The 25,376-nt window shown below is 72.9% G+C and carries 20 protein-coding genes and 1 pseudogene; 9 read left to right on the top strand and 12 right to left on the bottom strand.

Going from position 1 to position 25,376, the window contains the following annotated elements:
- Positions 1 to 3: 3 nt before the first annotated feature.
- A complete protein-coding gene (locus O7613_RS07795; protein ID WP_281583429.1) occupies positions 4 to 831 on the bottom strand; it encodes a PIG-L family deacetylase in 828 nt (275 codons plus the stop codon).
- Between the two features lie 74 nt (positions 832 to 905).
- On the opposite strand from O7613_RS07795, the gene O7613_RS07790 reads away from it, so the two are divergent.
- The gene (locus tag O7613_RS07790; RefSeq protein WP_281583430.1) at positions 906 to 1,622 is read left to right on the top strand and encodes a hypothetical protein; all 717 of its coding nucleotides are present in this window, start codon (positions 906 to 908) and stop codon (positions 1,620 to 1,622) included.
- A 106-nt stretch (positions 1,623 to 1,728) separates the two neighbouring features.
- Here the strand turns inward: O7613_RS07790 and O7613_RS07785 are convergent, their stop codons facing one another.
- From O7613_RS07785 to O7613_RS07755, 7 genes are all read right to left on the bottom strand, one after another.
- Positions 1,729 to 4,554: a glycoside hydrolase N-terminal domain-containing protein gene (locus O7613_RS07785; RefSeq protein WP_282292995.1), complete on the bottom strand. Its 2,826-nt coding sequence runs from the start codon at positions 4,552 to 4,554 to the stop codon at positions 1,729 to 1,731.
- A gap of 72 nt (positions 4,555 to 4,626) precedes the next feature.
- Complete coding sequence (locus tag O7613_RS07780; protein WP_281583432.1) at positions 4,627 to 6,015, bottom strand: glycoside hydrolase family 43 protein; 1,389 nt, start codon at positions 6,013 to 6,015, stop codon at positions 4,627 to 4,629.
- Positions 6,016 to 6,202: 187 nt separating this feature from the next.
- Positions 6,203 to 7,243 (bottom strand): nitroreductase, encoded by a 1,041-nt coding sequence (locus tag O7613_RS07775; protein ID WP_282292994.1) that lies wholly within the window; start codon positions 7,241 to 7,243, stop codon positions 6,203 to 6,205.
- A 1-nt stretch (position 7,244) separates the two neighbouring features.
- Positions 7,245 to 8,327: a hypothetical protein gene (locus tag O7613_RS07770; RefSeq protein WP_282292993.1), complete on the bottom strand. Its 1,083-nt coding sequence runs from the start codon at positions 8,325 to 8,327 to the stop codon at positions 7,245 to 7,247.
- Positions 8,324 to 8,764 (bottom strand): DUF4188 domain-containing protein, encoded by a 441-nt coding sequence (locus tag O7613_RS07765; RefSeq protein ID WP_281583435.1) that lies wholly within the window; start codon positions 8,762 to 8,764, stop codon positions 8,324 to 8,326. The genes O7613_RS07770 and O7613_RS07765 overlap by 4 nt, the downstream gene beginning before the upstream one ends.
- 2 nt (positions 8,765 to 8,766) lie before the next feature.
- Positions 8,767 to 10,320 carry a phenylacetate--CoA ligase family protein gene (locus O7613_RS07760; RefSeq protein ID WP_282292992.1) on the bottom strand — a complete coding sequence of 518 codons (1,554 nt, stop codon included), beginning with the start codon at positions 10,318 to 10,320 and terminating at the stop codon, positions 8,767 to 8,769.
- Between the two features lie 218 nt (positions 10,321 to 10,538).
- Positions 10,539 to 11,516 carry a hypothetical protein gene (locus O7613_RS07755; protein ID WP_282292991.1) on the bottom strand — a complete coding sequence of 326 codons (978 nt, stop codon included), beginning with the start codon at positions 11,514 to 11,516 and terminating at the stop codon, positions 10,539 to 10,541.
- Positions 11,517 to 11,670: 154 nt separating this feature from the next.
- On the opposite strand from O7613_RS07755, the gene O7613_RS07750 reads away from it, so the two are divergent.
- The 3 genes from O7613_RS07750 (at position 11,671) to O7613_RS07740 (ending at position 14,438) form a co-directional block, all read left to right on the top strand.
- Positions 11,671 to 12,087: a hypothetical protein gene (locus O7613_RS07750; RefSeq protein ID WP_282292990.1), complete on the top strand. Its 417-nt coding sequence runs from the start codon at positions 11,671 to 11,673 to the stop codon at positions 12,085 to 12,087.
- Between the two features lie 7 nt (positions 12,088 to 12,094).
- Positions 12,095 to 13,138: a polyprenyl synthetase family protein gene (locus O7613_RS07745; RefSeq protein ID WP_282292988.1), complete on the top strand. Its 1,044-nt coding sequence runs from the start codon at positions 12,095 to 12,097 to the stop codon at positions 13,136 to 13,138.
- A 70-nt stretch (positions 13,139 to 13,208) separates the two neighbouring features.
- Entirely contained in the window at positions 13,209 to 14,438 is a 1,230-nt protein-coding gene (locus O7613_RS07740) for a helix-turn-helix domain-containing protein (protein ID WP_281583445.1), read from the top strand.
- Positions 14,439 to 14,441: 3 nt separating this feature from the next.
- Here the strand turns inward: O7613_RS07740 and O7613_RS07735 are convergent, their stop codons facing one another.
- Positions 14,442 to 14,672: a potassium transporter TrkA gene (locus tag O7613_RS07735; RefSeq protein WP_281583446.1), complete on the bottom strand. Its 231-nt coding sequence runs from the start codon at positions 14,670 to 14,672 to the stop codon at positions 14,442 to 14,444.
- A 317-nt stretch (positions 14,673 to 14,989) separates the two neighbouring features.
- On the opposite strand from O7613_RS07735, the gene O7613_RS07730 reads away from it, so the two are divergent.
- Positions 14,990 to 15,304: a TraR/DksA C4-type zinc finger protein gene (locus O7613_RS07730; RefSeq protein ID WP_281583447.1), complete on the top strand. Its 315-nt coding sequence runs from the start codon at positions 14,990 to 14,992 to the stop codon at positions 15,302 to 15,304.
- Positions 15,305 to 15,337: 33 nt separating this feature from the next.
- On the opposite strand, the pseudogene O7613_RS07725 reads toward O7613_RS07730, so the two are convergent.
- Positions 15,338 to 16,087 (bottom strand): annotated as a pseudogene (locus O7613_RS07725) (XRE family transcriptional regulator).
- A 608-nt stretch (positions 16,088 to 16,695) separates the two neighbouring features.
- On the opposite strand from O7613_RS07725, the gene O7613_RS07720 reads away from it, so the two are divergent.
- Entirely contained in the window at positions 16,696 to 18,102 is a 1,407-nt protein-coding gene (locus O7613_RS07720; RefSeq protein ID WP_282292985.1) for an alpha/beta hydrolase, read from the top strand.
- A gap of 18 nt (positions 18,103 to 18,120) precedes the next feature.
- On the opposite strand, the gene O7613_RS07715 is transcribed toward O7613_RS07720, so the two are convergent.
- Together O7613_RS07715 and O7613_RS07710 are read right to left on the bottom strand one after the other, a co-directional pair.
- A complete protein-coding gene (locus O7613_RS07715; RefSeq protein ID WP_282292983.1) occupies positions 18,121 to 19,131 on the bottom strand; it encodes a cupin-like domain-containing protein in 1,011 nt (336 codons plus the stop codon).
- The gene (locus O7613_RS07710) at positions 19,128 to 19,283 is read right to left on the bottom strand and encodes a hypothetical protein (RefSeq protein WP_282292982.1); all 156 of its coding nucleotides are present in this window, start codon (positions 19,281 to 19,283) and stop codon (positions 19,128 to 19,130) included. Before O7613_RS07710 ends, O7613_RS07715 begins: the two co-directional genes overlap by 4 nt.
- Before the next feature lie 203 nt (positions 19,284 to 19,486).
- Here O7613_RS07710 and O7613_RS07705 point away from each other — a divergent pair, with 203 nt between their 5' ends.
- From O7613_RS07705 to O7613_RS07695, 3 genes are all read left to right on the top strand, one after another.
- Entirely contained in the window at positions 19,487 to 22,633 is a 3,147-nt protein-coding gene (locus O7613_RS07705; protein ID WP_282292981.1) for a hypothetical protein, read from the top strand.
- Between the two features lie 100 nt (positions 22,634 to 22,733).
- The gene (locus tag O7613_RS07700) at positions 22,734 to 24,686 is read left to right on the top strand and encodes a sensor histidine kinase (RefSeq protein WP_282292980.1); all 1,953 of its coding nucleotides are present in this window, start codon (positions 22,734 to 22,736) and stop codon (positions 24,684 to 24,686) included.
- Positions 24,683 to 25,339 (top strand): response regulator transcription factor, encoded by a 657-nt coding sequence (locus tag O7613_RS07695; RefSeq protein WP_282292979.1) that lies wholly within the window; start codon positions 24,683 to 24,685, stop codon positions 25,337 to 25,339. The genes O7613_RS07700 and O7613_RS07695 overlap by 4 nt, the downstream gene beginning before the upstream one ends.
- The last annotated feature ends 37 nt before the right edge of the window (positions 25,340 to 25,376 follow it).

Raw genomic sequence — 25,376 nt, 5'->3', positions numbered from 1 at the left:
ACCTCAGCGCAGCCCGGCGAACAGGTCGTCCTCGGGCGTCGGCGCGCCCGTGGTGTCGTGGACCCGGACGAACGTCTCCAACCCCATCAGCTCGGTGAACCGCTCCTGCCCCAGCCGCAGGAAGAAGATGTTCTCCGCCTGGCTGGCGTGCGCGGCGAGGGAGGCGAACTTCTGCCCGCCGTGACCACGGGTGTCCACCCAGGTGGTGATCTCCTCGTCGGGCAGGCCCAGCGCCGGCATCTCGTCGGTCGCGTCCGGCTCGGGGAACTCCACCCCGATCTCCTGCATGACCTTGCCGAACTCCTGGAACGCGCTGCGTGGCACCGTGGTCCAGTAGACCTTCGCCGGGATGCCGGTGCGCTCCACCGCGGCCATCGTGATGCGGTGCGCCTGAATGTGGTCCGGGTGGCCGTAGAAGCCGTTCTCATCGTAGGTGACGACCACGTCGGGGCGGTAACGCCGGATCAGCTCGGCCAACCGGTCGGCCGCCTCCGTCACCGGCGTGTTCCAGAACGCGCCGGGAGCGTCGTTCGTCGCCCAGCCCATCATCCCGGAGTCGGCGTAGTCGAGGGTCTCCAGATGGGTCACCTTCAACGCCTCGCAACTGGCCGCCAGCTCCGCCCGGCGCATCTCCACCACGGACTGCGGGTCGTGCCCGTCCTCGCCCGGCTTGACACCGCCGGGACCGTCGCCGCACCGGCCGTCGGTGCACGTCACGAGCACGGTCGTGACGCCCTCCGCCGCATAGCGGGCGAGGACGCCGCCGGTGCTCGTCGCTTCGTCGTCGGGGTGCGCGTGCACCGCCATCAGGGTCAGGGATCGCTCAGCCACCCCGTCACCATACGAGCACCGGCCGACGCACTAGCATTGCCCGGTCCGCAGACGCCCGACGGAAGCGAGGCACGATGGGTTGGCTCCGGCGGTTGCTGGGTGGCGAAGGCGGAGTCGACCTGGACCCGGGGCGCCAGCAGGCGCTCCTGCGGGACGTCCAGCGTTCCTACGGCGCGCACGCCCGGATCCGGTTCCCCGAGCAGGTCGACGCGATCAGCCACCTGCTCTCCGACGACGACGGCCTGGTGGTGGCCGCCGGGATCGTCTGCGAGGCCGCCGACGAGGCCCACGCCGACCTCCAGTCCCAGGCCCAGGAGGTGTTCCGGCGCACCGGCCGACGGCTGCTGGTGCACCGCCGCAACTACCGGCCCCTGTGGAAGGAGGCCGGCCCGGCGCTGCGCTGGCCGCTCGGCGCGCTGCCCAGCGGCCTGCACCCGTACGCGCAGGTGACCGCCGCCGTCTCGGTGATCGGTGACCGGGCGAAACGCCTCGACCGGGTGACCGATCCGCAGCCGTTCGTGGCACGCCTGTTCGAGGTGCTCGACCTCACCACCGCCGGCTGGGAGTTCGGCCGGGTGCGGGTGGACACCGACGGCGCCACCCTGGTGGAGCGGTTGACCGTCACCGCCGCGCAGGTGCTCGCGGCCATGGACGACCCGCCCCGGCTGCCGCCGGCGGTGCGCGAGTTGATGCGCCGCAACCACCGCATCGACGTCTACGACCCGGCCGGTCCCCGGGTGGTCGGCCGGATCAACCTGGGCGCGCGGCTGCGCGAGACGCTCCTGGCCTGACCGGCGTCCACCCAGGAACCGGTCGCGGCGTGGTCCCGCCGGTCACGGCGCGCGGAAGGGATCGGGTGGGACGCACCCCACCAGGCCGGGGCGCGTCCCACCCTGCTCAGGTGGTGGTGCAGGTGAGGTTCGTCGGCGGGTTGTTGGTGCCGTTCACCGAACCGATGAAGCCGAAGGTGGTGGAGGCGCCGGCCGCCAGCGCGCCGTTGTAGTCGGCGTTGCGCACCGTCACGTTCGCGCCGTTCTGGGTGTGCGTGCCGCTCCAGATCTGGTTGATGACCTGCCCGTTGGGGAACGTCCAGGACACCGTCCAGCCGCGGATCGCGGTCGCGCCGGCGGTCACCGTGACCTCGCCCTGGAAGCCGCCCGACCACGAGCCCGTCACCGCGTACGTCGCCCGTGCGCCGGACGGCGCGGGCGAGCTGGTGGTCGGCGTCGGGGTCGGCGAGGTGCTGGTCGGTGTCGTGGTGGGGGTGGGTGAGGCGGTCAGGGTCGGCGACGGCGTCACACCGGGACGGGCCGCCCGGTAGGTGTGACCGGCGCGGACGCTGAACTGGACCACGTCCGTCTCCGGTCGGGTGGTGGCCGGCGTGCTGCCGTCGCTGGGGTCGGCGATGGTGAAGCCGCCGGCGAACAGCCGGGACCGCACCCGCAGCGTGCCGTCCCGGTCGGCGCGGATGCCGATCTCGTCGACCTGGCCGTTGCTCCAGGAGATTGCGACGGTGTAGCCGCCGCGCCCCCGCAGGCCCGCGACCTGCCCGGTGGACCACGCGCTCGGCAGCGCCGGCAACACGTTCAGCTCGCCGGTGTGGCTGTGCAGCAGCATCTCGGCGATGCCGGAGGTGGCGCCGAAGTTGCCGTCGATCTGGAACGGCGGGTGCAGGTCGAACATGTTCGGCGCGAGTCGGTCGGTGCGTACCAGGTCACGGAAGAGCTTGTGGGCACGGGCGCCGTCCTCCAGCCGGGCCCAAAAGTTGATCTTCCACGCGAGGGACCAGCCGGTGCCGTCGTCGCCGCGCAGCTCCAGGGTCTTACGGGCGGCCTCGTGGAGCGCCGGCGTGCCCCGCTTGGTGATCTGGTTGCTGGGGTGCAGGCCGTACAGGTGGGAGACGTGCCGGTGGGTCCGTTCGGTCTCCACCCAGTCGGCGAGCCACTCCTGCACATTGCCGCGGGAGCCGACCTTGCTCGGGGGCAGCCGGTCCCGGGCGGTGCGCACCTGGGAACGGAAGGTGGTGTCGACGCCGAGCACCTCGCTGGCCCGGGCGGCGGCGTCGAACAGGTCGCGCAGGATCTGGTTGTCCATGGTGGGCCCCGCGCAGACGCTGGCGTTCGAGTGGTGCGGCAGCTCCGGCGAGTTCGACGGGTTAGTCACCAGGTAGTTGAGCGTCGGGTGGACGACCAGGGTGTCGAGGAAGAACTGGGCGGCGCCCTTCAGGGCCGGGTAGTTGGTCTGGAGGAAGCCGAGGTCGCCGGTGAACTGGTAATGATCCCAGATGAGCGTGCTCAGCCAGGCGCCACCGGTCTGCCACATGCCCCACAGCGCCCCGTCGACCACCGAGGCGCCCCGCCACGCGTCGGTGTTGTGGTGGGCGACCCAGCCGCCGGCGCCGTACTGCGCCTGGGCCACCCGCGCGCCGGTCACCGTCAGATCCTTGACCAGGTCGAAGACCGGCAGGAAGCACTCGGAGAGGTTCGTCGTGTCGGCCGGCCAGTAATTCATCGGCAGGTTGGCGTTGATCGTGTACTTCGAGTCCCAGGACGGGGTCAGCGAGTCGTTCCAGATGCCCTGGAGGTTCGCCGGCTGGGTGCCCGGCCGCGAGGAGGAGATCAACAGGTAGCGCCCGAACTGGAACAGCAGCGCGGCGAACTGCGGGTCGTTGACGTTCGCGTGCTGCGCGATCCGGACGTCGGTGGGCTGGTCGGCCGCGGCCGTCCGGCCCAGGTCGAGGCTCACCCGGTTGAACAGCGCCTGGTAGTCGGCGACGTGGCGGCTGCGCAGCTGGTCGATCGCGACGCTCTTGGCGGCGTTGAGCCGGTTGCGGGCGGTGCCCTGGTAGTCCCCGTTCACCGTCCGGTAGTTGACGTAGCTGGAGCCGATCGAGATCAGGATGGTCACGCTCGTCGCCCCGGACACCCGCAGCGTGCCGCCGGAGCTGCTGACCGTGCCGCCGGTCGCGGCGGCGTTCGCCAGGGCCAGGAACCGCACCGAGCCGGTGACCCCCTCCTGGCTGGCGGAGATGCCGTCGAGCCCGATGGTGGCCGCGTCCGGGCTCGACACGCTGGTGCGTTGCGGGCTGTCGAAGGTGGCGGAGAACGTGATCGAGTTGGCCCGGTCCGCGGTCAGCCGGACCACGATCACCTGGTCGGGGGCGCTGGCGAACACCTCCCGCTGGTGGCGTACCCCGTTGAGCACGTAGGTGGTGGTGACCGTGGCGGTGGTCAGGTCGAGGGTCCGGTTGTACTGGCTCGCCCCGCTGGCGGAGCCGAAGGCGAGCCGGAGGTTGCCCACCGTCTGGTAGGCGAGCTGGCCCCCCGGGTTGCCCATCATGGTCTGGTTGATCAGGTCCTGCGCCGAGGTCCACTGGTCGGCGAAGACCCGCCGCCGGATCTCGGCGAGGTTGGCCGCGCCCCGGGTGTTCGCCGAGTCGTACGGGCCGCCGGCCCAGACGGTGTCCTCGTTGAGCTGGAGCCGTTCGGTGTCGACGTTGCCGAACACCATCGCGCCGAGCCGTCCGTTGCCGATCGGCAGCGCGCGGAGCCAGTCGGTGCCGGCTCCTTCGTCGTACCACAGCGCCAGGTCGTTCGCGGCCAGCACCTGCGGTGGCGCGGCCGATCCGGCGCGGGCGGTCGCGGTCCAGGCGGCCGGCACCAGGGCGGCGCCGGCCCCGGCCGCGCCGGCCTTGAGGATGTTCCTTCGGGTCATGTCGGACATGATGCTCTCCAAGCCGGGCGAATCAGAGGCGGGCGCAGGTCAGGGACGGCGTCTTCGACATCGGCTGACTCCTCACGGCGTGATGCGGAAGGTGGCGTCCTGCCTGTCGCTCAGGCTCGAACCGGAGCTGAGCGGGTCGATCCGCAGGAGATAGTTGGCGTGCCGCAGGTAGCGGTCCGGGAAGTTGTGGGAGCGGAACGACGTCCACGCGCCGTCCGCGAGGCCCGCCGTCCGGTGGAAGGTGGCGTCGGCGCGGAAGGTCGACGTCCCGTCGTTCGTGTCGAGGCGGAGCGCGTAGCTGTAGTGCCGCAGGAACATGCCCGGCCGGTTCACCGCCTCGAACGAGACCCCGGCGGAGTCGGCCAGTCCGGCCACCATCCGCCACATCTGGTCCTGGTAGGGATCGAACGGGTACGGGTCGATGCGGCCGACGTAGTCGCGGTGCCGGACGACGTAGTCCGGGAGGTTCGACGACTTGAGCCGTACCCAGTTCGGGGTGCCCCACCGGGAGACCAGGCCGTTGTACTCGGCGTCGCTGATCCCGACGACGGAGCCGTGCTTGGCGTTCAGCGGCGGGGTGTAGTCACGCTGGTTGAGCGGGGTCCACGAGTTGCCGCCGATGGCCGGGGTGGACCACATGTAGTAGTCGTTGTTGACCGGGCTGTACGAGTCGCCCCACAGCCGCCAGCCGCTGCCGTCGTTGTTCCGCACCAGCAGCGGCGCCTCGATCCCGTTGCCCTGCCGCAGCCCGCTGGTGTAGGTGGTGAAGCTGTTCGGCGCGCCGGTCGAGGAGCGGGCGCCGTGGAGCAGGCCGGTGGACAGGTTCTTGTAGTAGAGGTAGGTGGTGCCGCCGTCGACGACGATGTCGCCGTCGAGCACGCCGAAGCCGGGGCTGAAGAACACCTGCTGCGGGCCGACGCTGACGAAGTCACTGGTGTAGTTGACCATCAGCACGTCGCCGCCGCTGTTGCAGGAGTAGACGATGCCGTACTGGCCGCGGTTGGCGTCCCAGAACGCGGTCGGCGCCCAGGTGTGCGAGTCGGGCAGCGTGTGCATGCGGATCCGGCGGTAACCGGTGAGGTTCGTCAGGTTCGTCGAGTCCCACACGTGCAGGTACTGGCTGTGCTGGCCGAAGTCGGTGCCCTTGAGGTCGGTGGCCAGGACAACGAACGTGCCGTCCCGCTTGCGGAGCACGAACGGGTCCCGCAGGCCGAGCTGCCCCTGGGTCGGGGTGACCACCGGGTTGTTCTGGTTCAGCGGCGTCCAGTTGAGGCCGTCCCGGCTCACCGCCAGGTGCAGGCCGTAGTCCGCGCCCTGACCGTTGGGCGTCTCGGTGAAGTACGCCATCGCGTACGCGGTGTTCGCCGCCCAGGCGACGCCGGGCAGACCGGCCACCGACGCGGCGGTGAGCGCGCCGGACGCGGCGGCGGCCTTGATGAGTGCTCTTCGACTGATGGGCACGTTGCGGAACCCTTCTGTTAGCGTTAACAGGCGCTGCCCATGCACCCGCGCACCACATGCCGTGACGCCTGCCGGCACCCGGGCTCCCGTTCGCCTGCCGCATTCGCCTATATGGACTCTCATGGATGGATCTGGCCACGTCAAGATGTGACGATCAGGTTTCGCGAAAGTTCCTGGCGAGCACCCGTCAGCCGTGGAGCGCGCGTTCCCGACATCGAGAGTCCGGAATGTTATCGCTAAACTTCGAACCGGGCCGCCCGCCGACCCGGTCGACCCGGCGGGCCGAGCGGGCCGCCGCGGCCACCGGCCGGCCCACCCGGGTCACGTGCACGATCCGCTCCGGCGCCACGTCCAGCAGCGCGCCCAGCGCGTCGCGGGTGGCGGCCACGTCGACGAGTTGGCTCAGCGGATGCGCCGCCAGGCCGGCCGCGTGCAGCGTCAGCCAGACCCGCATCAGCACCCGTCCGAACTCCACCTGCCCGGCCGCGTCCAGGTCGGGCGGCGCGACAAGCGCCAGCACCGTGCCGCCGCGCGCGAGCGGGTCGTCGCCGGCGGCCAGCAGGCGCGGCAACCCGAACGGACGCAGCACCGAATACGCGGCGAGCGCCGTCCGCAACCCGGCGGCGGCCGGCCGGGACAGCCCCAGGCAGCGGTCGCTGAGCCCGTCGGCCCGGTAGTCCGGTCGGGCCCGGTCCAGCCGCAGCCAACGGCGCAACTCGGCCACGACCGCCGGGTCCGCGTACACCTGCCGGTCGGCGGCGCGCAGCAACGCGCCGAGACGCCCGGCCGCCGCCGGCACCACCCGGACCGCGCCGCCGGCCCACCGGGCGGCGTCGTCGGCGGCGGCGAGCACGGCGGCGTCCGGGCCGTCGGCGAACCGGCCCCGGTGGGTACGCCGCGCGCACACGTCAGCGGTGCGGAACGGCGTCCGGTACGGCTGCCGCGCCGGACGCAGCCGGCCCACCCGATGCGCGGACTCGTCGTGGTCGGCCACGAAGTCCAGCCGCAGCCCGGCGTCGGCGGCAACGATCAGGCAGGTCTCCACGAACGCGCCGAGCGACAGCCGCAGATCCCGACCGGTCGGGTCGCCGGCCGGCAGCGCGTCGGCGGGATCCCAGCCGACCGTGATCGCCCAGCGTTCGTAGCGCAGCCGCCACGGTTGGGTGTTGTGCGCGCTCGGGGCCCGCCAGCACAGCGGCTCCAACGCGCGGAACGCGGCGAGGTCCATGTCAGCGCTCCCGGGCGTAGAAGGTGTAGCCGTGCAGCGGCCGGCCGCCGAGCCGCCGGTACTGGGCCGCCGACGCCGGGTTGTCCCGCTCGACGTACGTGCTGCGCAGCGTCGTGTAGCCGCCGTCGTGCAGGTTGCGGTGCAGGTGCGTGGAGAGCAGTCGCTGGTAGCCGCGCCCCTGGCACTCCGGCACCACGCCCTTGACGATCAGCACCGCCTCCCGGCGGTAGCGCCGGCGGGTGGCAAGCAGCCGAAGCTGGTTGACCGGGCTCAGGTCGCCGCGCACCCGGACCAGAAAATCGCTGAGGTCCGGCACGCAGAGCACGAACGCCACCGGCCGCCCGTCCCGGGTCAGGTAGAGCAGCAGGGACTCGTCGAGCAGGTACGCCAGCCCGTCGGTCTGCCGGCGCAACTGGGCCGCCGAGATCGGCGTGTAGTAGCCGAGCTGGGCGAAGGAGTCGTTGAGCATCCCGCGCAGCAGGTCGAGCTGCTCGTCGAGCCGTCGCACGTTCCCCCGGTGCAGCTCCAGCCGCGCGCCGTCCGGCTGCGGCCCGAGCGCGGGCGCGGGCTCCCCCGGCGCCGGCACCGGGCAGATCCAGGTGTCCGCGACGAACCGGCGGGTGAAGCCGTACGCCTCGTAGGCGGCCGGGTAACGCGGCGGGTTCCAGGCGCTGTCGACGAAGCCCCGATCGTCGAACCCGGAGGTGATCACGCCGCCGGCCTGGTTGGGCAGCAGCGCCACCGGTCCGAACAGCAGGTCCCGGTCGGCGGCGGCGTGCGCGTCGATCGCGTCGAACAGCGGCCGGGCGGCCGGCGCGGTGAACTCGGTCAGCCCGAACAACTGGCAGCGGCGGCCCAGCTTGGCGTCGAGGTCCGCGTCGGTGTGCAGCGTGGTCCGCCCGACCACCGCGCCGGCGGCGTCGCGCAGCACGAACAGCGGCACGCCGTCGCGCCACCAGCGGCGGATCTGCTGCCGGGGCGTCGGCACGTACCGGCGCTCCCCCGCGTACAGCCGGTCGGTGAGCGCGAGGAACTCCCGCAGGCCGCGCCGGTCGGTGACCCGCTCGAACCGGTGGCCGCTCACCGGCGTACCGCCGGCCCGGTCGTCTCCGCGCCCAGCGGGGTGAACTCCTCGATGTGGCCCATCGCGCCGTCCTCGGCCCGCCACGCGCCGTTGGAGTAGCCGTCCGGGTCGGCGGTGTAGAGCCGGATGAACCCGGCGGTGGCGTTGCGGTTGCCGTCGGTCAGCCACGCCATCAGCTTGCGGTGGTGCCGGGTCCGCGCGAAGCGCAGCATCGCGTCCCGGTCGGCGAAGAACGCGATCGTGCCCAACGTCAGCGGGAACTGCCAGTAGACGGTGTGCCAGCGGTAGCCGGACATCCGGCGCATGTCCCGGACCATCCGGAACCAGTCCGGGGCCAGCCGCAGCAGCACCAGCGGGCTGGCGTACCGGGTGCCGCCGATGAACATCGCGCCGGCGCGGGCCTGCGCCGGGGCGCGGGAGAAATCTCGGGTACGCATGGTCACCTCACCAGGTAGGCGTTCTTGATCTTCTGCGGGCCGGCGAACGGGCCGGTGCCCGGGTCGTGCAACTCCACCCGCAGGTCACCGGCGGTCGGATCCTCCGTCAGCGACTGGGCGAAGTCGCGGGAGACCGAGGCGAGGTGCCGGCGTACCCCGTCGCGGCAGGCCGCCGCGAGCGCGGCGCGATCCGCGGCGGCCAGGTCACCGCGCAGCTCGACGTGGATCACCGGCCGGGTCTCCAGCGCCGCGTCCTCCACCAGCGCCAGGCAGAACCGGCTGATCGCGGCGGCGTGCGGGTTGCCGGTGTAGAGGCCGTACTCGACGTCCTGCGGGTAGAGGTTCGCGCCCAGGTAGGACACCGTGGAGTCGCGCCGGCCGAACAGCAGCAGCACCGGCAGCGTCATCCGCTCCTGCGCCGTCGCGGCCCGGAACTCGGCCGCGCGCACCGGGTCGGCCACGGCCAGTTCGGCGATCCGCCGGTACGGCACCAGCAGCGCCTCGTCGCCGACGTTGTACCGCAGCCGGGGCTGGAGCACGTCCCGGCCGCCCGCCGTGCAGACCAGCTCCCGCCGCTCGTTCGTCTCCAGGTAGGACGCGAACGGGTTGTACTGGAACACCATCGGCAGCCGCTGCTCGTCGGCGCCGAGCAGTTCCGCCCGCAACGCCGGGTCGGTGCGCAGCCGACGCCGCAGCCACACCGTGAACCGGGTCTCCGCGCCGATGCCGATGGTCAGGTCCGACGCCCCGTACGCCGAACGCACCCGGACGAACCGCTGCTCCAGGTAGTCGCGCAGCGCCTCGGTCATCCCCTCCCCGCCGCAACTGCCGAAGATCCGGTAGCGCGACCAGGGGAAGTCCTCGGCGTCCAGCCGGTCCCGCAGGTGCTTGAGGAACGGCGGGTACGCGGTCACCAGGTAGTCGTGCTCCGGGCCGAACTCCCGCAACGTGTCGACGATCTTGCCGAGGTCCGGGCCGGTGTTCTTCACCACCGCGATCCGGGCCATCGCCGCGCCGGTCGTGGTGCCGGTCGCCCACGCGCCCATCGAGTACGCGTTGATGACGAACGGCCGACGCATCGGGAAGACCAGCCCGGTGTAGCCGGCGATGTCCCGGTGCACCGCGCGCAGCTCCCGCTCGCCGCGCGGCCAGTTGAACGGCCGCCCCGACGAGCCGGCCGACTCGTCCACCACCACACCCCGCTCCGGCAGCCGCCCGTCCCAGCACCGCGCGGCGGCGTCGTGGCCCACCACGTACCCGAGCTTGTCGGTCTCCGGGAAGTCCCGCAGCCGGCGGCGGACGCCCGCCGGGCGGGCCCGCAGGAACTCGCGGTAGGCCGGCACCCGCCGGGCCGCCCGCACACAGGCCGCCCGCGCGTTCGCCGCGGCCAGCCGGTCCAGGAGCGGGTGGTGCCGCCGGGCCAGCCAACGCCACCCGGCCGGGTGCCGGCCGACCAGCCGGACCAACGTGGCCACCGCGCGGCCGGCGGTCGCCTCCCCCGGCAACGGCATGTCGACGGTACGCAGGACGGCGGGTCGGTGCAGTGTCTCGGCCATGCCAAGGATCCTGCCGACACCGCCCCGTCGACACCTGAGCCACGAGACGGCATTCGCGCTGAGTACGCGTACCCAGCGGCCCTCCACGCTCCCTCGGCCCCGTGCCCCGCGTCGGCCGGAACGGTGTTCCGCTTGATCGACTCCACTTCTCCGAGGTAGCGGTATCCCGGCACGTCGAACCCCGCCACTTCGGCGAGATGGAGTCGATCAAGGCAAGTTCAGCCGGTGTGCGGGGAAACCGGAGACAGCAGCGGTTGCAGCGGGCCGTCGTCGATGGCGTCCGGCATCCGTCGGGCTATCCCGGCGAGCAGGTCGGCGACCTGCACCCGCGGGTCGTCCCGGGAGTCCGTCATCACCAGCCCGGCCAACGGCGACTCCCCCGTTGGCAGCCCGGCGCGCTCGGCCAGGGCCCGCTGGAGGCGGCGCAGCCGGTCGGCCGTGAGCGCGCTCTGCTCGTCGTGGACCACCAGCACCCGCCGCCGCCCGGCGCTCCAGAACAGGACCGTCTCGGCCAGCGCCGGGAGCATCGGCTCCAGCGGCGGCGGGATCGACCGGTCCTCGGCGTACAGCCGGGCCTGGACGGCGGCCACCCGACCCCGGTCGAGCGCGCACAGGACGGCGTCGTCCGGCGCGTGCCGCAGCAGCGCGTCCCGGGCCGTGAAGAACCGGTCGACGCTCCCGTCGCCGGCCCGGTCCCGCCGCTTGGTCCGCAGCATCTCGACGAGGGCCGCGAGGAAGGCGTCCCAGTCCGGGCCGGCCGCGCGCCCGACCCGGTGCAGCGCGACGGCATCCGTACGGTGCGCCGCGGCCAGCCGGGTGCCGGCCAGGTAGGACGGCTCGGCCAGCAGCAGGTCCACGACGCGGGTGACCAGGAAGAACTGTTTGTCGACCAGGTGCACGTGGGCGCGCCCGCGCAACGCCGCCAGGAACCACTGCAACGCCTCGGCCGCCTCGGGTCGGCGCAGGAGCTGCCGGGACTTGAACTCGTGCGGCGCGAACCGGAAGCCGGAACGCAGCGTCGCGACGATCCCGGCCGCCTCGTCGACGCCCAGGTCGACGCTGGCGTGGCTGATCACCGGCGTGGCGGGATCGAGCAGGTTGGTGCCGGAGAAACCCGACTCGTCACAGGCGATCTCCACGACGGCCCCGGACGGCGTCTGGACCGGCGGCAGCCCACCCTGGAGCGGCAGCCTCATGCCCGCCCCCTCGCCATGCCGACCATGGTCGCCGACCCGGCGTGGACGCACCACCCGTTTGGCCCACCGACCCCAGACGCTGGCGAATGCCACGCTGAGTCACCATCTCGACACTTGCCTGGCTGGTCGGCGGCGGTCCGATGACAATTCGCCCATGACAGACGGCGAGCGTGAGCGCACCGACGAGCGCTTCGAGAAGGTGGCCGAGGAGACCTCCGAGACGGTGACCCACGCGGCCACCGTGCTGGAGGAGGAACTCTCGGCGGGGCTGGCCGGCGCGCGCCGGCTCCAGGAGAAGTTGACCGAGAGCCGCCGGGTGGACCCGGAGGCGTTCGACGAACTGGTCGCACGTGTGCGCACCGACGGGCACGCCCTGATCGACACCGTGGTCGGGCAGTTGAAGATGGCGGACGAACAGCGCGGTGAGGTGATCCGTCGGTACACCTCGGACGCGCACGACGCGCTGGACACCGTACTCAATCTGGCCCGGCTGGCGCCCGACGTGGCCAACGGGCTCGCGGACCGGCTGACGTCGCCGACCCCGCACGGCCCGGCCCGGACGGACCGGTAGCGGCGCGATGACGCCGACCGCCGGAGTGGCCGGCGGGCACGTGGAACGCATGCTGGAGCGCTATCGCGGCCTCGCCCTCGGCGCGCTGCTCGACGACGTGCCCGCGGGCGGGCCGCGCTACCTGTACGGCCTGGTCGCGGAATATCCCCGGCGGTGGGGCAAGGGGCTGCGCGCCGCGTTGTGCCTGGCCACCTGCCGGGCGTTCGGCGGCGGGGAGGCGGTGGGCCTCAACGCCGCGGTGACCGTGGAGCTGTTCCACAACGCCTTCCTCATCCACGACGACATCCAGGACGAGAGCGAGCAGCGGCGCGGCGGGCAGACCCTGCACGCCGAGTACGGGGTCGGCGTGGCGCTGAACGTCGGCAACATGACGAACCTGCTGGCGTTGCAGCGACTCGCCGCGAACCGGGCGGCGCTCGGCTCCGGGATCGCCTGGCGGCTGTTCACCGAGACCGAACTGATGCTGCGCCACTCGCTGGAGGGGCAGGCGATCGAGATCGGTTGGATCCGCGACAACGTGTGCGACCTGGACGCCGACGACTACTACCGGATGTGCCTGAAGAAGACGTCCTGGTACACCTGCATCTATCCGTGCCGCAGCGGGATCATCGTGGCCACCGGCCGGGAGAACGCGGTGGACGTCCTCGACCGCTACGGGTGGTATCTGGGCGCCGCGTTCCAGATCCAGGACGACGCGCTCAACCTGACCGGCGACTACGCGCGGTACGGCAAGGAGATCGCCGGCGACCTGTGGGAGGGCAAGCGGACGCTCATCCTCATCGACTTCATGCGGCGGTGCACCGCCGACGAACGCGAACGGGTCATCGACTTCCTGGGCCGGACCCGGGCGCGACGCTCCGCGACCGACGTGGGTTGGCTGCACCGGCGGCTCCTCGCGTACGACTGCGTGGAGTCCGCGCGGCGCAGCGCCCGGGAACTCGCCGAGGCCGCCCGGCGCGAGGGGCAGCGGGCACTGGGCGCCGCGGCCGACACCGAGGACGGTCGCTTCCTGCTCGACCTGACCGAGTACGTCGTGGAGCGCAACCGCTAGGCCGCCGGTCGCCACCTAACCTGGGTGGATCGGGTCGGTGTCCGGGCCGGCCCCGCACGGGGGGACCGCGATGACCGAGAGCGTCCGCCGGCCGGAGCCGGCCGGAGCGCGCGGCGACGACAAGTGGCTGGCGGAGGTGGCCCGCGGGGCGAGCGCCGACGCCGACGGCGTACCTGTGGAGTTGCTCGGCGACTATCTCCGGCTGCTCCGGGACGCGGCGGTGACCGGTCGCCGGCCGCGCCGCGGCGAACTGGACGCGGTCGGGGTCCTCGGCCGGCGCGCGGCCGAACAGGGCGTGTCGGCCGGCCGGGCGGTACGCCTCTACCTGTCCGCGGCGCGGCGGCTGTGGCGGCACCTGCCGCACCTGGACCGCTCCACCGACAGTGAGACGGTCCGGGCCGCGGCGGACGCCGTCCTCCACGTGGTCGACGCCGCCGTGGCCACGCTCGCCGAGGGCTACGCGGTGGCCCGCCGGGAACTGGTCCGCCACGAGGAGTCGCTACGCCGCGAACTCGTCGACGACCTGCTGCGCGGCGACTCCGACCTCGGCGGGCTGGTGGAGCGGGCCGAGCCGTTCGGGTTGGATCTCGCCCGCGTCCACCAGGTCGCGCTCGCCGCGCCGGGCCGCCGCCTGCCCGACACCGAACCGGCGGTCAGCGCCCTGGAACGGGTCATCTTCGACCGGCTCGGCGACCGGGACGTGCTGGTGGCGACGAAGGAAGGGCTGCTCGTGGTGGTCGCCCCGGCCGAACCGGCACGGCCCGGCGGGGGTCGCGACCCCGGCGGGCCGACGGACGACCTCGGCCGGCTGATGCACGGCGAGTTGGACCGTCTGGCGCGGGGCCGGCCGTGGCAGGTGGTGGTCGGCCGCCCGCACCCCGGCCTGTACGGCATCGCCCGCTCCTACGAGGAGGCCCGGGAGGCCCTCGCCACGGCTCGCCGGCTGCACGCCGACGCGCCGGTGATCGACGCCCACGACCTGCTCATCTACCGCGTCCTGCTGCGGGACCAGCCGGCGATGGTGGACCTGGTGCGGGCCGTGCTGACCCCGTTGGGCCAGGCCCGGGGCGGCGCCGAGCCGCTCGTGGACACCCTGGCCGAATACTTCGCCTGCGGCGAGGTCGCCACCGAGGCGGCTCGCCGCCTGCACGTGTCCGTCCGCACCGTCACCTACCGGCTCGACCGGATCCGGACGCTCAGCGGCCATGATCCCGCCGATGCGCGGGACAGGTTCACCCTGCACGCCGCCGTGCTCGGCGCGCGGGCCCTGGACTGGCCGCGCCGGCCGCTGCCGGCCTGACCGTCAGGCGGGGACGGCCACCAGCTCCGGGAAGCCCAGCAGGGTGGCCAGCGCGGACGCCTCGGCCGGGGTGAGGGCGAGACCGACCATGCCGTCGGGGTCGTCCGGATCGTCGTGGACGACGTCCCGGCGGCCACCCACCGCGTGCTCGACGACCGCGATCCGGCGGCCCTGTTCGGTGGTGAAGGCGTGTCGTACCCCGATGCCCGGCAGATGGGTGCGTTCGATGACCACAGGAGGGCTCCTTCGGTGACGGCTGCCGGGGCCGGCCGGGAGCGGGCCGGCGCTATGGCAACGCGGGCGGGTGGTGCTGCTGGTGCCGCATGTGGCAACCATAGCGAGCGGGCGGGGCGGCATCCTCGCCCGCCGCCGGCAATCTGGCGGGCGCTTGTTGGCCGGTGACGGGCAATGCCGGTCCTCACTTTCCGGGCGACGCTGGGACTCCGCAGACGTCCCCGGGCAGCGTGGACGCTCCCGGCCGGCACGGGCCGGCACGGATGCCTGCCCCGCCACGGCCGGCACGGCGCTTCTCCAGGAAAGGACCACCGACGATGACGCACACCCTCGACGACCGCACCGGGACGCTGCGCGAACTGCTGGAACAGCAGCTCGCCGACTACACCGACCAGCTCACCGAACTGACGCCGGCCACACGGCAGCCGGGCCACGGTGGTCACGACCCGGACACCCTGCGCCGGCTGATCGAGGCGGCCCGGCACGGCGCCGCGGACACCGCGCAGGCGTTGCGGCGCATGTCCGAGGGCACGTACGGCGTCTGCGAGCGTTGCGGTCAGGCCATTCCCACGGACCGCCTGGAGATCCGTCCCGCCGCCCGCTTCTGCGTGCCCTGCCAGCAGTCCCGCTGACCAGCCGTCTCACCCAAGACTCGCGGCAGCGTGCTACGTCACCGGCGTGTTGTAGCGATCGAGTGTCGCCTTGGATGTCGAGGCGTCGCGGAAGACGAGTTCCCACGGGCCGGTGTTCACGTCCATGTCCTTGCCGAAGCCGATCCATTTCCCGGCCATCCGTCGGCCGGTGGGCTCGGCGATGAGTTGGATTGCGCCGTGGTAGCGGGCGCCTCGGTAGTAGCCGGTGGGGTCGGTCTGTTCGACCCAGGTGCCGGTGACGACGGCACCGTCCACGGTCAGGTCCAGCGAGAGAGACGACGACGCCGAGCCGGGCAGGCTGCGGGCGGTGAGCCGGTCGCCGTGCTGGAGCAGCACCACGAAGTGCTGTCCGGCGAAGGAGTCTGCCCGCCCGCTGGAGTATTACTGGTAGCGGCTGAGCCACACGCCTTCGTACGACCGGTGGGCCGTGGTGGGCTTGGGCGTCGATGTCGGCGTGGCCAGGCTGGACACGGGCGAGGTCAGGTCGTGGCCGCCGTGTTCGTCGTCGGTGACATGCCCGCCGGGCACCGCGTCGAAGCCGAGCAGTGAGATGGGTAGCCCGGTGACGACCTCCAGGGCGCGGGCGTAGACGGGGCGGGGCGCGGCGATTGCGCCGGACTCCCATCGTTGGACGAGTCTCTTGTTGGCGTCGTTGGGTTCGCCGACGCGGTGGCCGGCGGCCTGGAGGGCGCGAGCGAAGTCGTCCTGGCTCATGCGCATCCCGGTGCGGACGGCGCGTAGGGCGGTGTTCGGCGCGGCCATGTTTGTCACCATAGCGTCGTGTCGCCTTAATGTCGCCGGCCAAGTGACCTGATTGTCGGCTCTTGTGCCGTCGCGCTAGATGACATCCCGACGTCACTATGGATTCGCGACGGTCGACCTGCCGCCGCTTTCTACGGGCGGAGGTGGGGATGCCGGGTAAGGGTGACGGATGGTGATCTCATAGCTCGGTCCACAAAGGCGTCAGCGACTACCGTTAATCCGAGTGTTGATGCGGCCGGTTGGCCCTGATCCACGCCTCAACGTCGGCACGCGCCCAGATGCGCATCCGGCCGTTGCCGACCACGTCCAGCGGGTCCGGGAAGCCAGGTCGCCTGACGATCTCCGTCGCCCGGGTGCGTGAGACACCACCGAGCATCTCGGCGACGTCTGCCAAGGCCACGAGTCTCACAGCCTGACCGTAGGCACGACTCGCATTGCCACTTCGTCACTTACCTACTTGACGGTGACGAAGTGCCAAGTAAGTCTGGTGGGGTCGGCTGAGCGGTGTGTCCGGGGCGAACCTCAGGGTCCCCTCCGGGGGATCGCCCATGGGACTCGGGCGCGGCGCCGGTCGAGGATGGACGGACATCCAGCCCTCAGGAGGCACCGTGTTCCGTCGTCCGTTGGCCCTGGCCGTCGCCGTGCTCACCCTTCTCGCCGGAGCGCCCACGCCGGCACGCGCCGATCCCGGGCCACCGGGTCTCGCCTGGGGCGCGTGCGCCGACGACCTGCCGGACGTCCCGCTCGACCCGGCCGTGCGGTGCGCCCGGCTCCGCCTGCCGGTGGACTGGGACCGGCCGCACGGCCCGACGTTCGAGCTGGCCGTGGCGCGCCGGGCCGCCCGGGTGCCGGAGCGGCGGGTGGGCACGCTCGTGTTCGGGCCGGGCGGTCCGGGCGACTCCGGGGTGGAACGCATCCGCAAGGGCGACCGCTTCAGCCCCGAACTGCTCGACCGGTTCGATCTGGTCAGCTTCGACCCGCGTACGGTGGCCCGCTCCGCCGCGCCGGTCTGCGCGCCGGATCCGAGCCTGCGCCGACCGCCGATCCCGCTCGCCGACCAGGCCGACTTCGACGCCGCGGTGGCCTGGAACCGGGCGCTGTGGGACCGGTGCCGCCCGACCAGCCCGGTCTTCGAGCACGCGGACACGGTGAGCACGGTGCACGACCTGGAGGCGTTGCGGCGGGCGCTCGGGGAACGGCGGCTCACGTTCCACGGCAGCTCGTACGGCACGCTGCTGGGCCAGCAGTACGCCGAGCGGTACCCGGGCCGGGTGCGGGCCGTCGTGCTGGAGGGCGTGTTCGACCACGGCCTCGGCCTGCGCCCGTTCGTGCGGACCCAGGCGGCGACGCTCCAGGACTCGTTCGACGAGTTCGTGTCCTGGTGCGACAGGTCGACCGACTGTGTGCTCCACGGCCGGGACGTGCGGTCGGTCTGGGCCGGCGTGCTGGCCCGCGCCGACCGCGGCGGGTACGCCCCGCGTACCGCCTTCGACGTGACCGCCGTGGCCCTCGGGTTGCTCGCCGGCCCGCGCTGGCCGCAACTGGCCACCGAGATCCGGAAGATGGAGGCCGGCGCCCCGCCCGACGAGGTGAAGCTGCCGATCGCGGTGGCGGCCTTCTGCGCGGACTGGCCGGCCCCGGTGCGTGACTACGACGAGTACGCCGCCTTGGTCCGGGTGGCGGCGACCGCCGCGCCGGACGTCCGGTACGGCGCCGGGCTGCTGGCGGTGCAGACCTGCCTCGGCTGGCCGTCCCCGGTCCGGAACCCGCCACACCGCCTGCACGTGCGCACCCGTGCGCCGCTGCTGCTGATCAACGCCCGGCACGACCCCCGCACCGGCTACGCCTGGGCCACCGACGTCGCCCGGCAACTGGGCCGGCACGGACGCCTGGTCACGTACGACGGGTGGGGGCACGGCGCGTACGAACGAAACGACTGCACGATCGCGGTGGTGGACCGGTACCTCGTCGACCTGACGCTGCCCGCCCCCGGCGCCCGCTGCCCCGCGAGCTGAACCGGCGGCGGCGTGGCCTCAGGCCGCCCCGGCGGCCGGCGGGGTGGCCATCCGATGGTTCTGTCCGGGCACCCGGAAGTGGTGGAAGGTGACCGTGGCGCTGAGGTCCAGGGCGTGCACCCAGTGCCACCAGCCGACCGGTATCAGCAGCATCTGGCCCGGTTCGAGGATCGTCTCCAGCACCGTGGCCTCGGCGTACCGGGGGTGCCGGTCCAGGTCCGGACGCGCCGCGTCCACCGCGCTGAACGTGCCGCCGCGCGGATACACCAGGTGCCGCTGGTACGACGGGACCAGCCGGACGTGTTTGCGGCCGAGCACCTGGCAGAGCAGCACCGTGCTGTTGTCGACGTGCAGCGGCGTGACGGTGCCCGCCGGGCCGAGCAGCAGGTGCCCGCCGCCGGCCGGGTCGACGAGGTGGGCCGGTGGCCGCACGTCCTCGGCGAGCGGGCGCAGCGCCCCGTTCCAGTTCTCGTTGCGGGGGACCATGTAGTAGTCGTTGGTCCGGGTTCCGGAGCCGAGCATCGCCAGGTAGTCGCGGAACGGCATGGTGGTGCGGTGCCTGTCGTACTGCCAGGCGTGGTCGGGGTTCGCCTCCCGGCCGGTCATCACCTCGACCACGGCGTCCGGGCACCGGCGCGCCATCCGCGCCAGCGTCCACTCGCGCGCGGGCCAGCCGGTCATCAGGCCGTCGAGCACGACCGGCCGGTTGCCGTAGTAGTAGCGGCCGAAGAACTCCTCCGCGCTCACGTCGGTACGCCGGTCCAGGTCCCGCCCGCCGTCGTCGTCGCGGAGCACCCGGTAGGTGTCGAGCACCGACTCCATCCAGTCGTAGCGCAGCGCGAGCCGCCGGCAGACGGCGAAGTACGGGTGTGTGGCGAGCGCCGCCAGTTCGGCGTCGACCGCGTCGGCGTCCGCACCCGCGTCGACGGCCGCCGCGCGGGCCTGCTCGGCGGCGATCCCCATCGCCAGGTTCTCGGCGAGCCACTCCCGCCAGGCGGGAAGCAGGCCCGGCGCGGCGGCCACGGTCACCGGGTCGCCCCGGCGGTGGCCGGCGGTACGACGCGGTCGGTGGCGGCGCCGGCCGGCGGCGGGGTTAGCCGTGGCGCCCGGGTGTACTCGGAGCAGTTGACGTAGGAACCCTTGACGTGGGCCGGGATGTGGTCCGGCGAGGTGTCGGTCATGGCGGCAGTCAACAGGCGCGGTGTCCCGGACCGCCAGGGACAGCGGTCCCGTCCGGCCCGGGACGCCGGCCTCGGCCGGACGGCCGATCCACCCCGGTCCCGCCGACCCGGGACATCCACCCCTGGTCGACGGGACACCCCCGCGGGCAGGCTGCGCTGCGCGTCCGCCGGACCGGCGGACGGAGTGATCCGGAGGAATCCCAGTGGGTGTGATGGTGCAGGCGCCGCGACGGCGTCGGCGGTGGAGAGCGCTTGTCGCCGCGGTCGTGGCGGCGGTGGTGGTGGTGTCGCCGACACCGGCGGTGGCCGCGGAGACGGTGGACTACGAGGCGACCCGGTTCCACGACGGCGTGTTCGCCGCGTACCTGCGGGCGCACAACGGCGGGGTGGCGGGGCTGAAGAACCTGGTGCTCACCGCGGAGCTGCTGGACTGGCGGGGCCGCAACCCCGGCGCGTCCCGGGACGCGGTGGTGCGGCACCTGGTCGCCACCCGGCAGGCGGTCGACGCGGCGGGGGTCTCCGACACCACGGCCCGCACCAACTACACGACCCTGATCAAGGTCATCGACGCGCTCTCCGGCGTCCCGGGTGTCTCCATCGGCGCGCCGATGGTCAAGGGGCTGCTGGACGCCACGATCGGCGGCACGATCACCGCCTCGGCCGAGGTCGAGGACGCGGTGACGAGCGCCTACCAGAACTACCGGTGGATGGATGCGCTCTACGCCCAGCAGGAGCGCGCGTGGGGCCAGCTCACCCGGGCGGCGGCGCAGGACGGCGACCTGGCGGCGGCCTGGGACGGCGAGATCGGGGCGCAGCTCAACGTCCGCGCCACCGCGACCACCGAGCAGTTGCTCGCCGATCCGCTGCTCGCCTCGTTCGTCAACACCGAGGCCATCCTGGAGCACCTGGGCAACGAGCAGGCGTACCTGGCGGCGCTGCGCACGGAGCTGCGCGGCGCGCTGGGCAAGGTGGCCGCGCAGAACGCGGAGATCATCGAGAAGCTGGCCGCCGCCGACCTGAAGTATCCGGTCGGCCCCGGCCCGAAGCCGACGCCGCAGGACTACACCGCCGCGCTGGCCGAGGCGGCCAACCGGCAGGTGGCGATCGACGCGGCGGACTCCGCGGTGACGATCCTGGCCACGCTCGCCGGGTTCGCCGACGAGAAGGCCGGCAAGGAGGTGCTGGCGATCGGCAAGGCGGCGATCGGCATCGCCACCGCGATCAACAAGTACCTGCCCACGGTGGCCGGGCTCAGCCTCAGCGACGCGATCGGGTCGCTGAGCACGGTGGTGCTCACCGGCAACGTCCTCGGCGCCGTGATGACCCTCCTCCCGCTGTTCACTGGTGGCGCACCGAGCGAGCACGAGCTGGTGATGCAGGAGATCGGCAAGCTGCGCGAGCAGGTCGGCGAGCTGCGCACCGAGATGCACGAACGGTTCGACCGGGTCGAGGCGATGCTCTCGGCGATCTACGACGACGTCATGTCGGTCCTGGAGCGGATGCGCGACGACCTCGACGGGGTGATCCGCGACATCGACGCGATCAAGCGCCAGATCAACGGTCTGGAGACCCGCGTCGACCAGCTCAGCCTCTCCATGCAGGAGGCGCTGAAGAAGAACGCGCTGAGCGACACCGAGTTCGCCATCAACACCTACGTCGGATACAAGGCGCGCACCGGCCGTTCCCTCTCGGTGGCGCAGTACGACGAGACGGAGGGGCGGCTGTTCACCTCGGCCACCTCCACCGCCGCCAGCGCCCCCTTCGTGCTCACGCCGGCCGAGTGGTCGCAGGGCGGCGTCGACCCGGTGCGGGTGCTCGACGAGAAGAGCCCCTACGGCGCCATCGACTACCTGTCCTACCTGGCCCGCACCTGGGACCCGGTGTACCCGGCCACCACGAAGGTCCCGCACGCCGGGGTCTGGACCATGTCGACGCGGGCGTTCACCGCGCTGGCGTTGGAGAACCCGACGCTTGTCGGGGACATGACCGGCGACAACTCGTTCGCCGCCCGGATGGGCCGCTCCGGCCAGGTCATCCTGGACGCGAGCAGCCGGTTCAGCCGGCCGACCGCCGACGGGCACCGCAACGCGCTGTTCACCGGCCTCGTCGACAACTACAAGGGCGCGGTGAACGCCCAGTCCGCCGAGCTGCGCAAGCTGCGGGACGAGGCCACCGGCGGCGGCTACAACCCGTGGTACGGGCCGGACCAGAAGTCCCCGACGCCGTTGACCAACACCCGCTCCTACTGGACGCCGGACAACGAGCGCACCTACAACGCGGACGCCAAGATGTCCGGCTGCGCGCCGTTCAGCCCGCTGCCGCGCGTGCGCATCCCGAACAACGTGAACCTCGGCGACCTGCCGAACGCGTTCCAACTGCTCACCCACGGCACCAGCCGGCAGTTCCAGCCGCACTTCCGGATCTGCTACGACGCGGAGCTGGTCAACCACACGACCACCACCGGTCCGCGCGCCGAGACCACCAGGGCGGACCTCCAGTTGACCGTGCACGCGCAGATGAGCGTCAACCAGGGCGCCTTCTGGATGGACGTGCGGACCTGGCGCAACACCAAGAGCGCCGGCATCGTCTGCTCGTGGAGCACCCGGGACAACCCGCCCACCGGGTACTGCTACGACGAGGTCTACTACATGACCCACAACGACGAGTCGGTGCACCTGCCGGCGTTCGAGACGGGTGCGCGTTACGCCGACAACACCGAGCGGTTGACCATCGCCCGTCAACTGGGTGACCGGATGCTGTGGGGCAAGCAGAAGCGCTACTACCAGTTGGTCAACCAGAGGTTCGGCGATCCGACCTCGCCCCTGCGCCAGGCCGGGAACCAGGTCACCCAGGCGTTCCGGCTGCTCCAGGCGTACACGAAGCTCGGTTTCCCGGTGGCGTTGGACGCGGACGCCTCGCTCAGCGGCTACCTGTTCGGCGGCAACCTGCTGCCGAGCGACTACCGCCACCCGGGCGCGCCGGTCGGGCAGGAGCTGCCGGACACGAACATCAGCCGGGCGTACACCATCGCCGAGGCCGACTACGCGCCCTGCACGCAGCCGGTTCCGGGCGACCCGTGCCCCGAGTCGATGTCCGAGATCGACCCACGGGTCGGGCAGGCGCCCATCTTCGGCACGTCGTGTTCGGGCGCGGACAGCCCGAACTCGCCGAACGAGTACCTCGGCAACTGCATCCACGCGGTGGCCATCGGGCGGGCCGGCGAGCTGGCCGCGGTCTACGAGACGTACTCGCAGCGCCTCGCCGCGAACGTCTACCGGGAGCGGCTGCCGGAGGTCGCCGCCGTGGTCGACCAGCTGAAGGTCACCGGCACGGCGATCACACAGAGCTGATCCCCGGACGGCGGGCCGGTCGGAGTGACCGGCCCGCCGTCCGGCGTACACCGTTCCGGTGGTCCCGCCGACGGCGCCGGACTGACACAGTGGACCCGACATGCCGAACGCATCCCCGGTCGGGCGGTGGACCGCGTGGACCGTCCTCGCCGCCACCGCGCTGCTCACCGTCGGCGCGGTCGTCGCCTGGGCGGTGGCGACTCCCCCGTACACGGCCACCCAGCTCTACTCGCTCGTCGACCTGCTCGACGGCGTGGTCTACGGGGTCGTGGCGTGGCTGATCCTGGGCCGGCAGCGTACCGGCAGCCGGCTGCCCGGCGGCATCGCCGCCGCCGCGGCGCTCGGCAGCGCGCTCGCCGCGTGCGCCGCCCAGTGGCAGCTCGCCGTCGGCGGGCCCCCGTTGCTGACCGCGCTGCACGTCTGGGCCTGGGTGCCCGGCCTGTACGCGCTCGTCGTGGTCATGCCCTGGCTGCTGCCGGACCGGCCGCTGCGCCGGTTGGACCGGATCGCCGCGACCACCGGCCTCGGCTACCTGGCGGTGACGGTGCTGGCCCTCGCCACCGCGCCGCCGCCGGTGGGCGTGCTGCCGCTGACGCCCGAGCTGCGCGAGGCCCGGGCCGCGGTGCTGCGACCGCTGGCGCCCGTCCTGCCGTACGCGCTTGTCGGGCTCGGCCTGCTCGCCGGCGCCGGGTTGGCCTGGCGGTGGCGGCGCGGGCCGGCGCGCCAGCGCCACGGCCTCGGCTGGGCGACGGCCGGCAGCACGCTGCTCACCCTCGCCTTCGGCGTCACGCTGCTGCCGCCGGTGCTGCCGGCCGTCGTGCCGGCGCTGCTGATGCTCGCCTCGCAGGCGTTCTTCCCCGCCGCGGTGGCGGTGGTGGTGCTGCGCCAGCAACTGTGGGGGCTGCGGTTGGCCGTGCGCCGCACCCTGGTCTGGTATCTCATGACCGCCGTGGTGATCGCCGCCTACTGCCTCACGGTGGCCCTGCTCGACCGGCTGCTGCCGCCGGCCCCGCCGGTGCCGCAGCTCGTGGTGACAGGCGTCCTCGCGGCGGCCTTCCAACCCATGCGGGTGGCGGTGCAGCGGCGGGTGGACCGGCTGGTGCACGGCGAGGCGCCCGAGCCCCTGCTGCACCAGGTGATGCACAGCGTCGGCCGCACCACCGACATCGGCGCCACCGTCGCCGCCGCGCTCCGGCTGGCCGAGGTGCGGATCACCGAGGACGGACCGCAGCCGCCACCGCACGAGCACGGTCCGCCGCTGACCGTGCCGTTGACCAGCGGCGACCGGTCGGTCGGCTACCTGCACGCCTGGCCCCGGCCGGGCGAGCTGCTCGGCGCCCGGGCCGCCGAGTCCCTCGCCGTCCTCGCCCCGGTGGTCGCCGCGGTGGTCGACCTCGCCGGCACCAACCGGGACCTGGCCCGGTCGCGGCAACGGCTGGCGGAGGTACGCGACGAGGAGCGCAAGTCGCTGCGCCGGGACCTGCACGACGGTCTCGGGCCGGCGCTCAGCGGCATCGGGTTGGGGCTGGCCGCCACCCGCAACCTGCTGCGCCGCGACCCGGACCGGGCCGAGAAGCTGCTGGACCGGTTGACCGACGAGCTGACCGCACGCGCGGCGGAGGTCCGTGAGCTGGCGCACGGCCTGCTGCCCCCGGTGCTCGCCGACGGCGGCCTCGGTCCGGCCCTGGACCTGCTGCGGGACCAGTACGCACGGGCCGGACTGCGGATCGTGCTGCACGGCCCGGCCACCATGGAGCCGCTGCCGGAACGGATCGCCACCGCCGCGTACGGTGTCGCCGCCGAAGCGATCCGCAACGTGCAGCGGCACGCCGGGGTGGACAGGTGCACGGTGTCGCTGGACCAGCGACCCGACCGACTCCGGGTCACCGTCACCGACGACGGCCGGGGAGTTCCGGCCGGCCCCACCGGCGCCGGCGTCGGCCTGCACGCGATGCGGGAACGGGCGCAGGCGGTGGGCGCGACCCTGACGGTCGGACCCGCCGGCCCGCGCGGCACCGCCGTCTGCCTGACCATCCCCCTGGAGCAGCCATGACCGACAACCCGATCCGCGTCGTCGTGGTGGACGACCATCCGGTCTTCCGCCTCGGCATGAGCGCGCTGCTCGACACGCTCGACGGCATCGAGTGCGTCGGCGAGGCCGCCGACGCCGCCGACGCCCTGACGCTCGTCCCCCGCGTACGACCCGACGTGGTCCTGATGGACCTCCACCTCGGGCAGGGCTCCGGGATCGAGGCGACCCGGCTGCTGCGCCGCGACCATCCGGCGGTCCGGGTGCTCGTGGTGAGCATGCTCAACGACGACGCCTCACTCGTCGCCGCGCTCCGCGCCGGCGCACGCGGATACGTGGTCAAGGGCGCCTCGGCCGCGGACGTGGAACGCGGCATCCGCGGCGTGGCCGGCGGCGACCTGATCCTCGGCGCCCCGCTCGCCGACCGGGCCGGCGTCCTGCTCGGCGCCCGGTCCGACGCGCCGTTCCCGCAACTCACCGACCGGGAACGCGAGGTGCTGGACCTGCTCGCCCGGGGTCTGTCCAACGCGCTCATCGCGCACCGGCTCGGGTTGAGCGCGAAGACCGTGCGGAACAACGTCTCCGCCGTCCTGGTCAAGCTGCACCTCGGCAGCCGGGGCGAGGCGATCGCGCTGGCCCGCGACCACGGTCTGGGGGCACCCGCCGCCCCGCCGTGACGGGTCTCACCGCGTCACCGCGGCCGGTCGACGGCGT

The sequence above is a fragment of the Micromonospora sp. WMMD975 genome (assembly GCF_029581215.1).
Classification (GTDB): Bacteria; Actinomycetota; Actinomycetes; order Mycobacteriales; family Micromonosporaceae; genus Micromonospora.
Note: the sequence above shows the minus strand (reverse complement) of the source record. Positions and strands in the feature narration are given on the sequence as shown.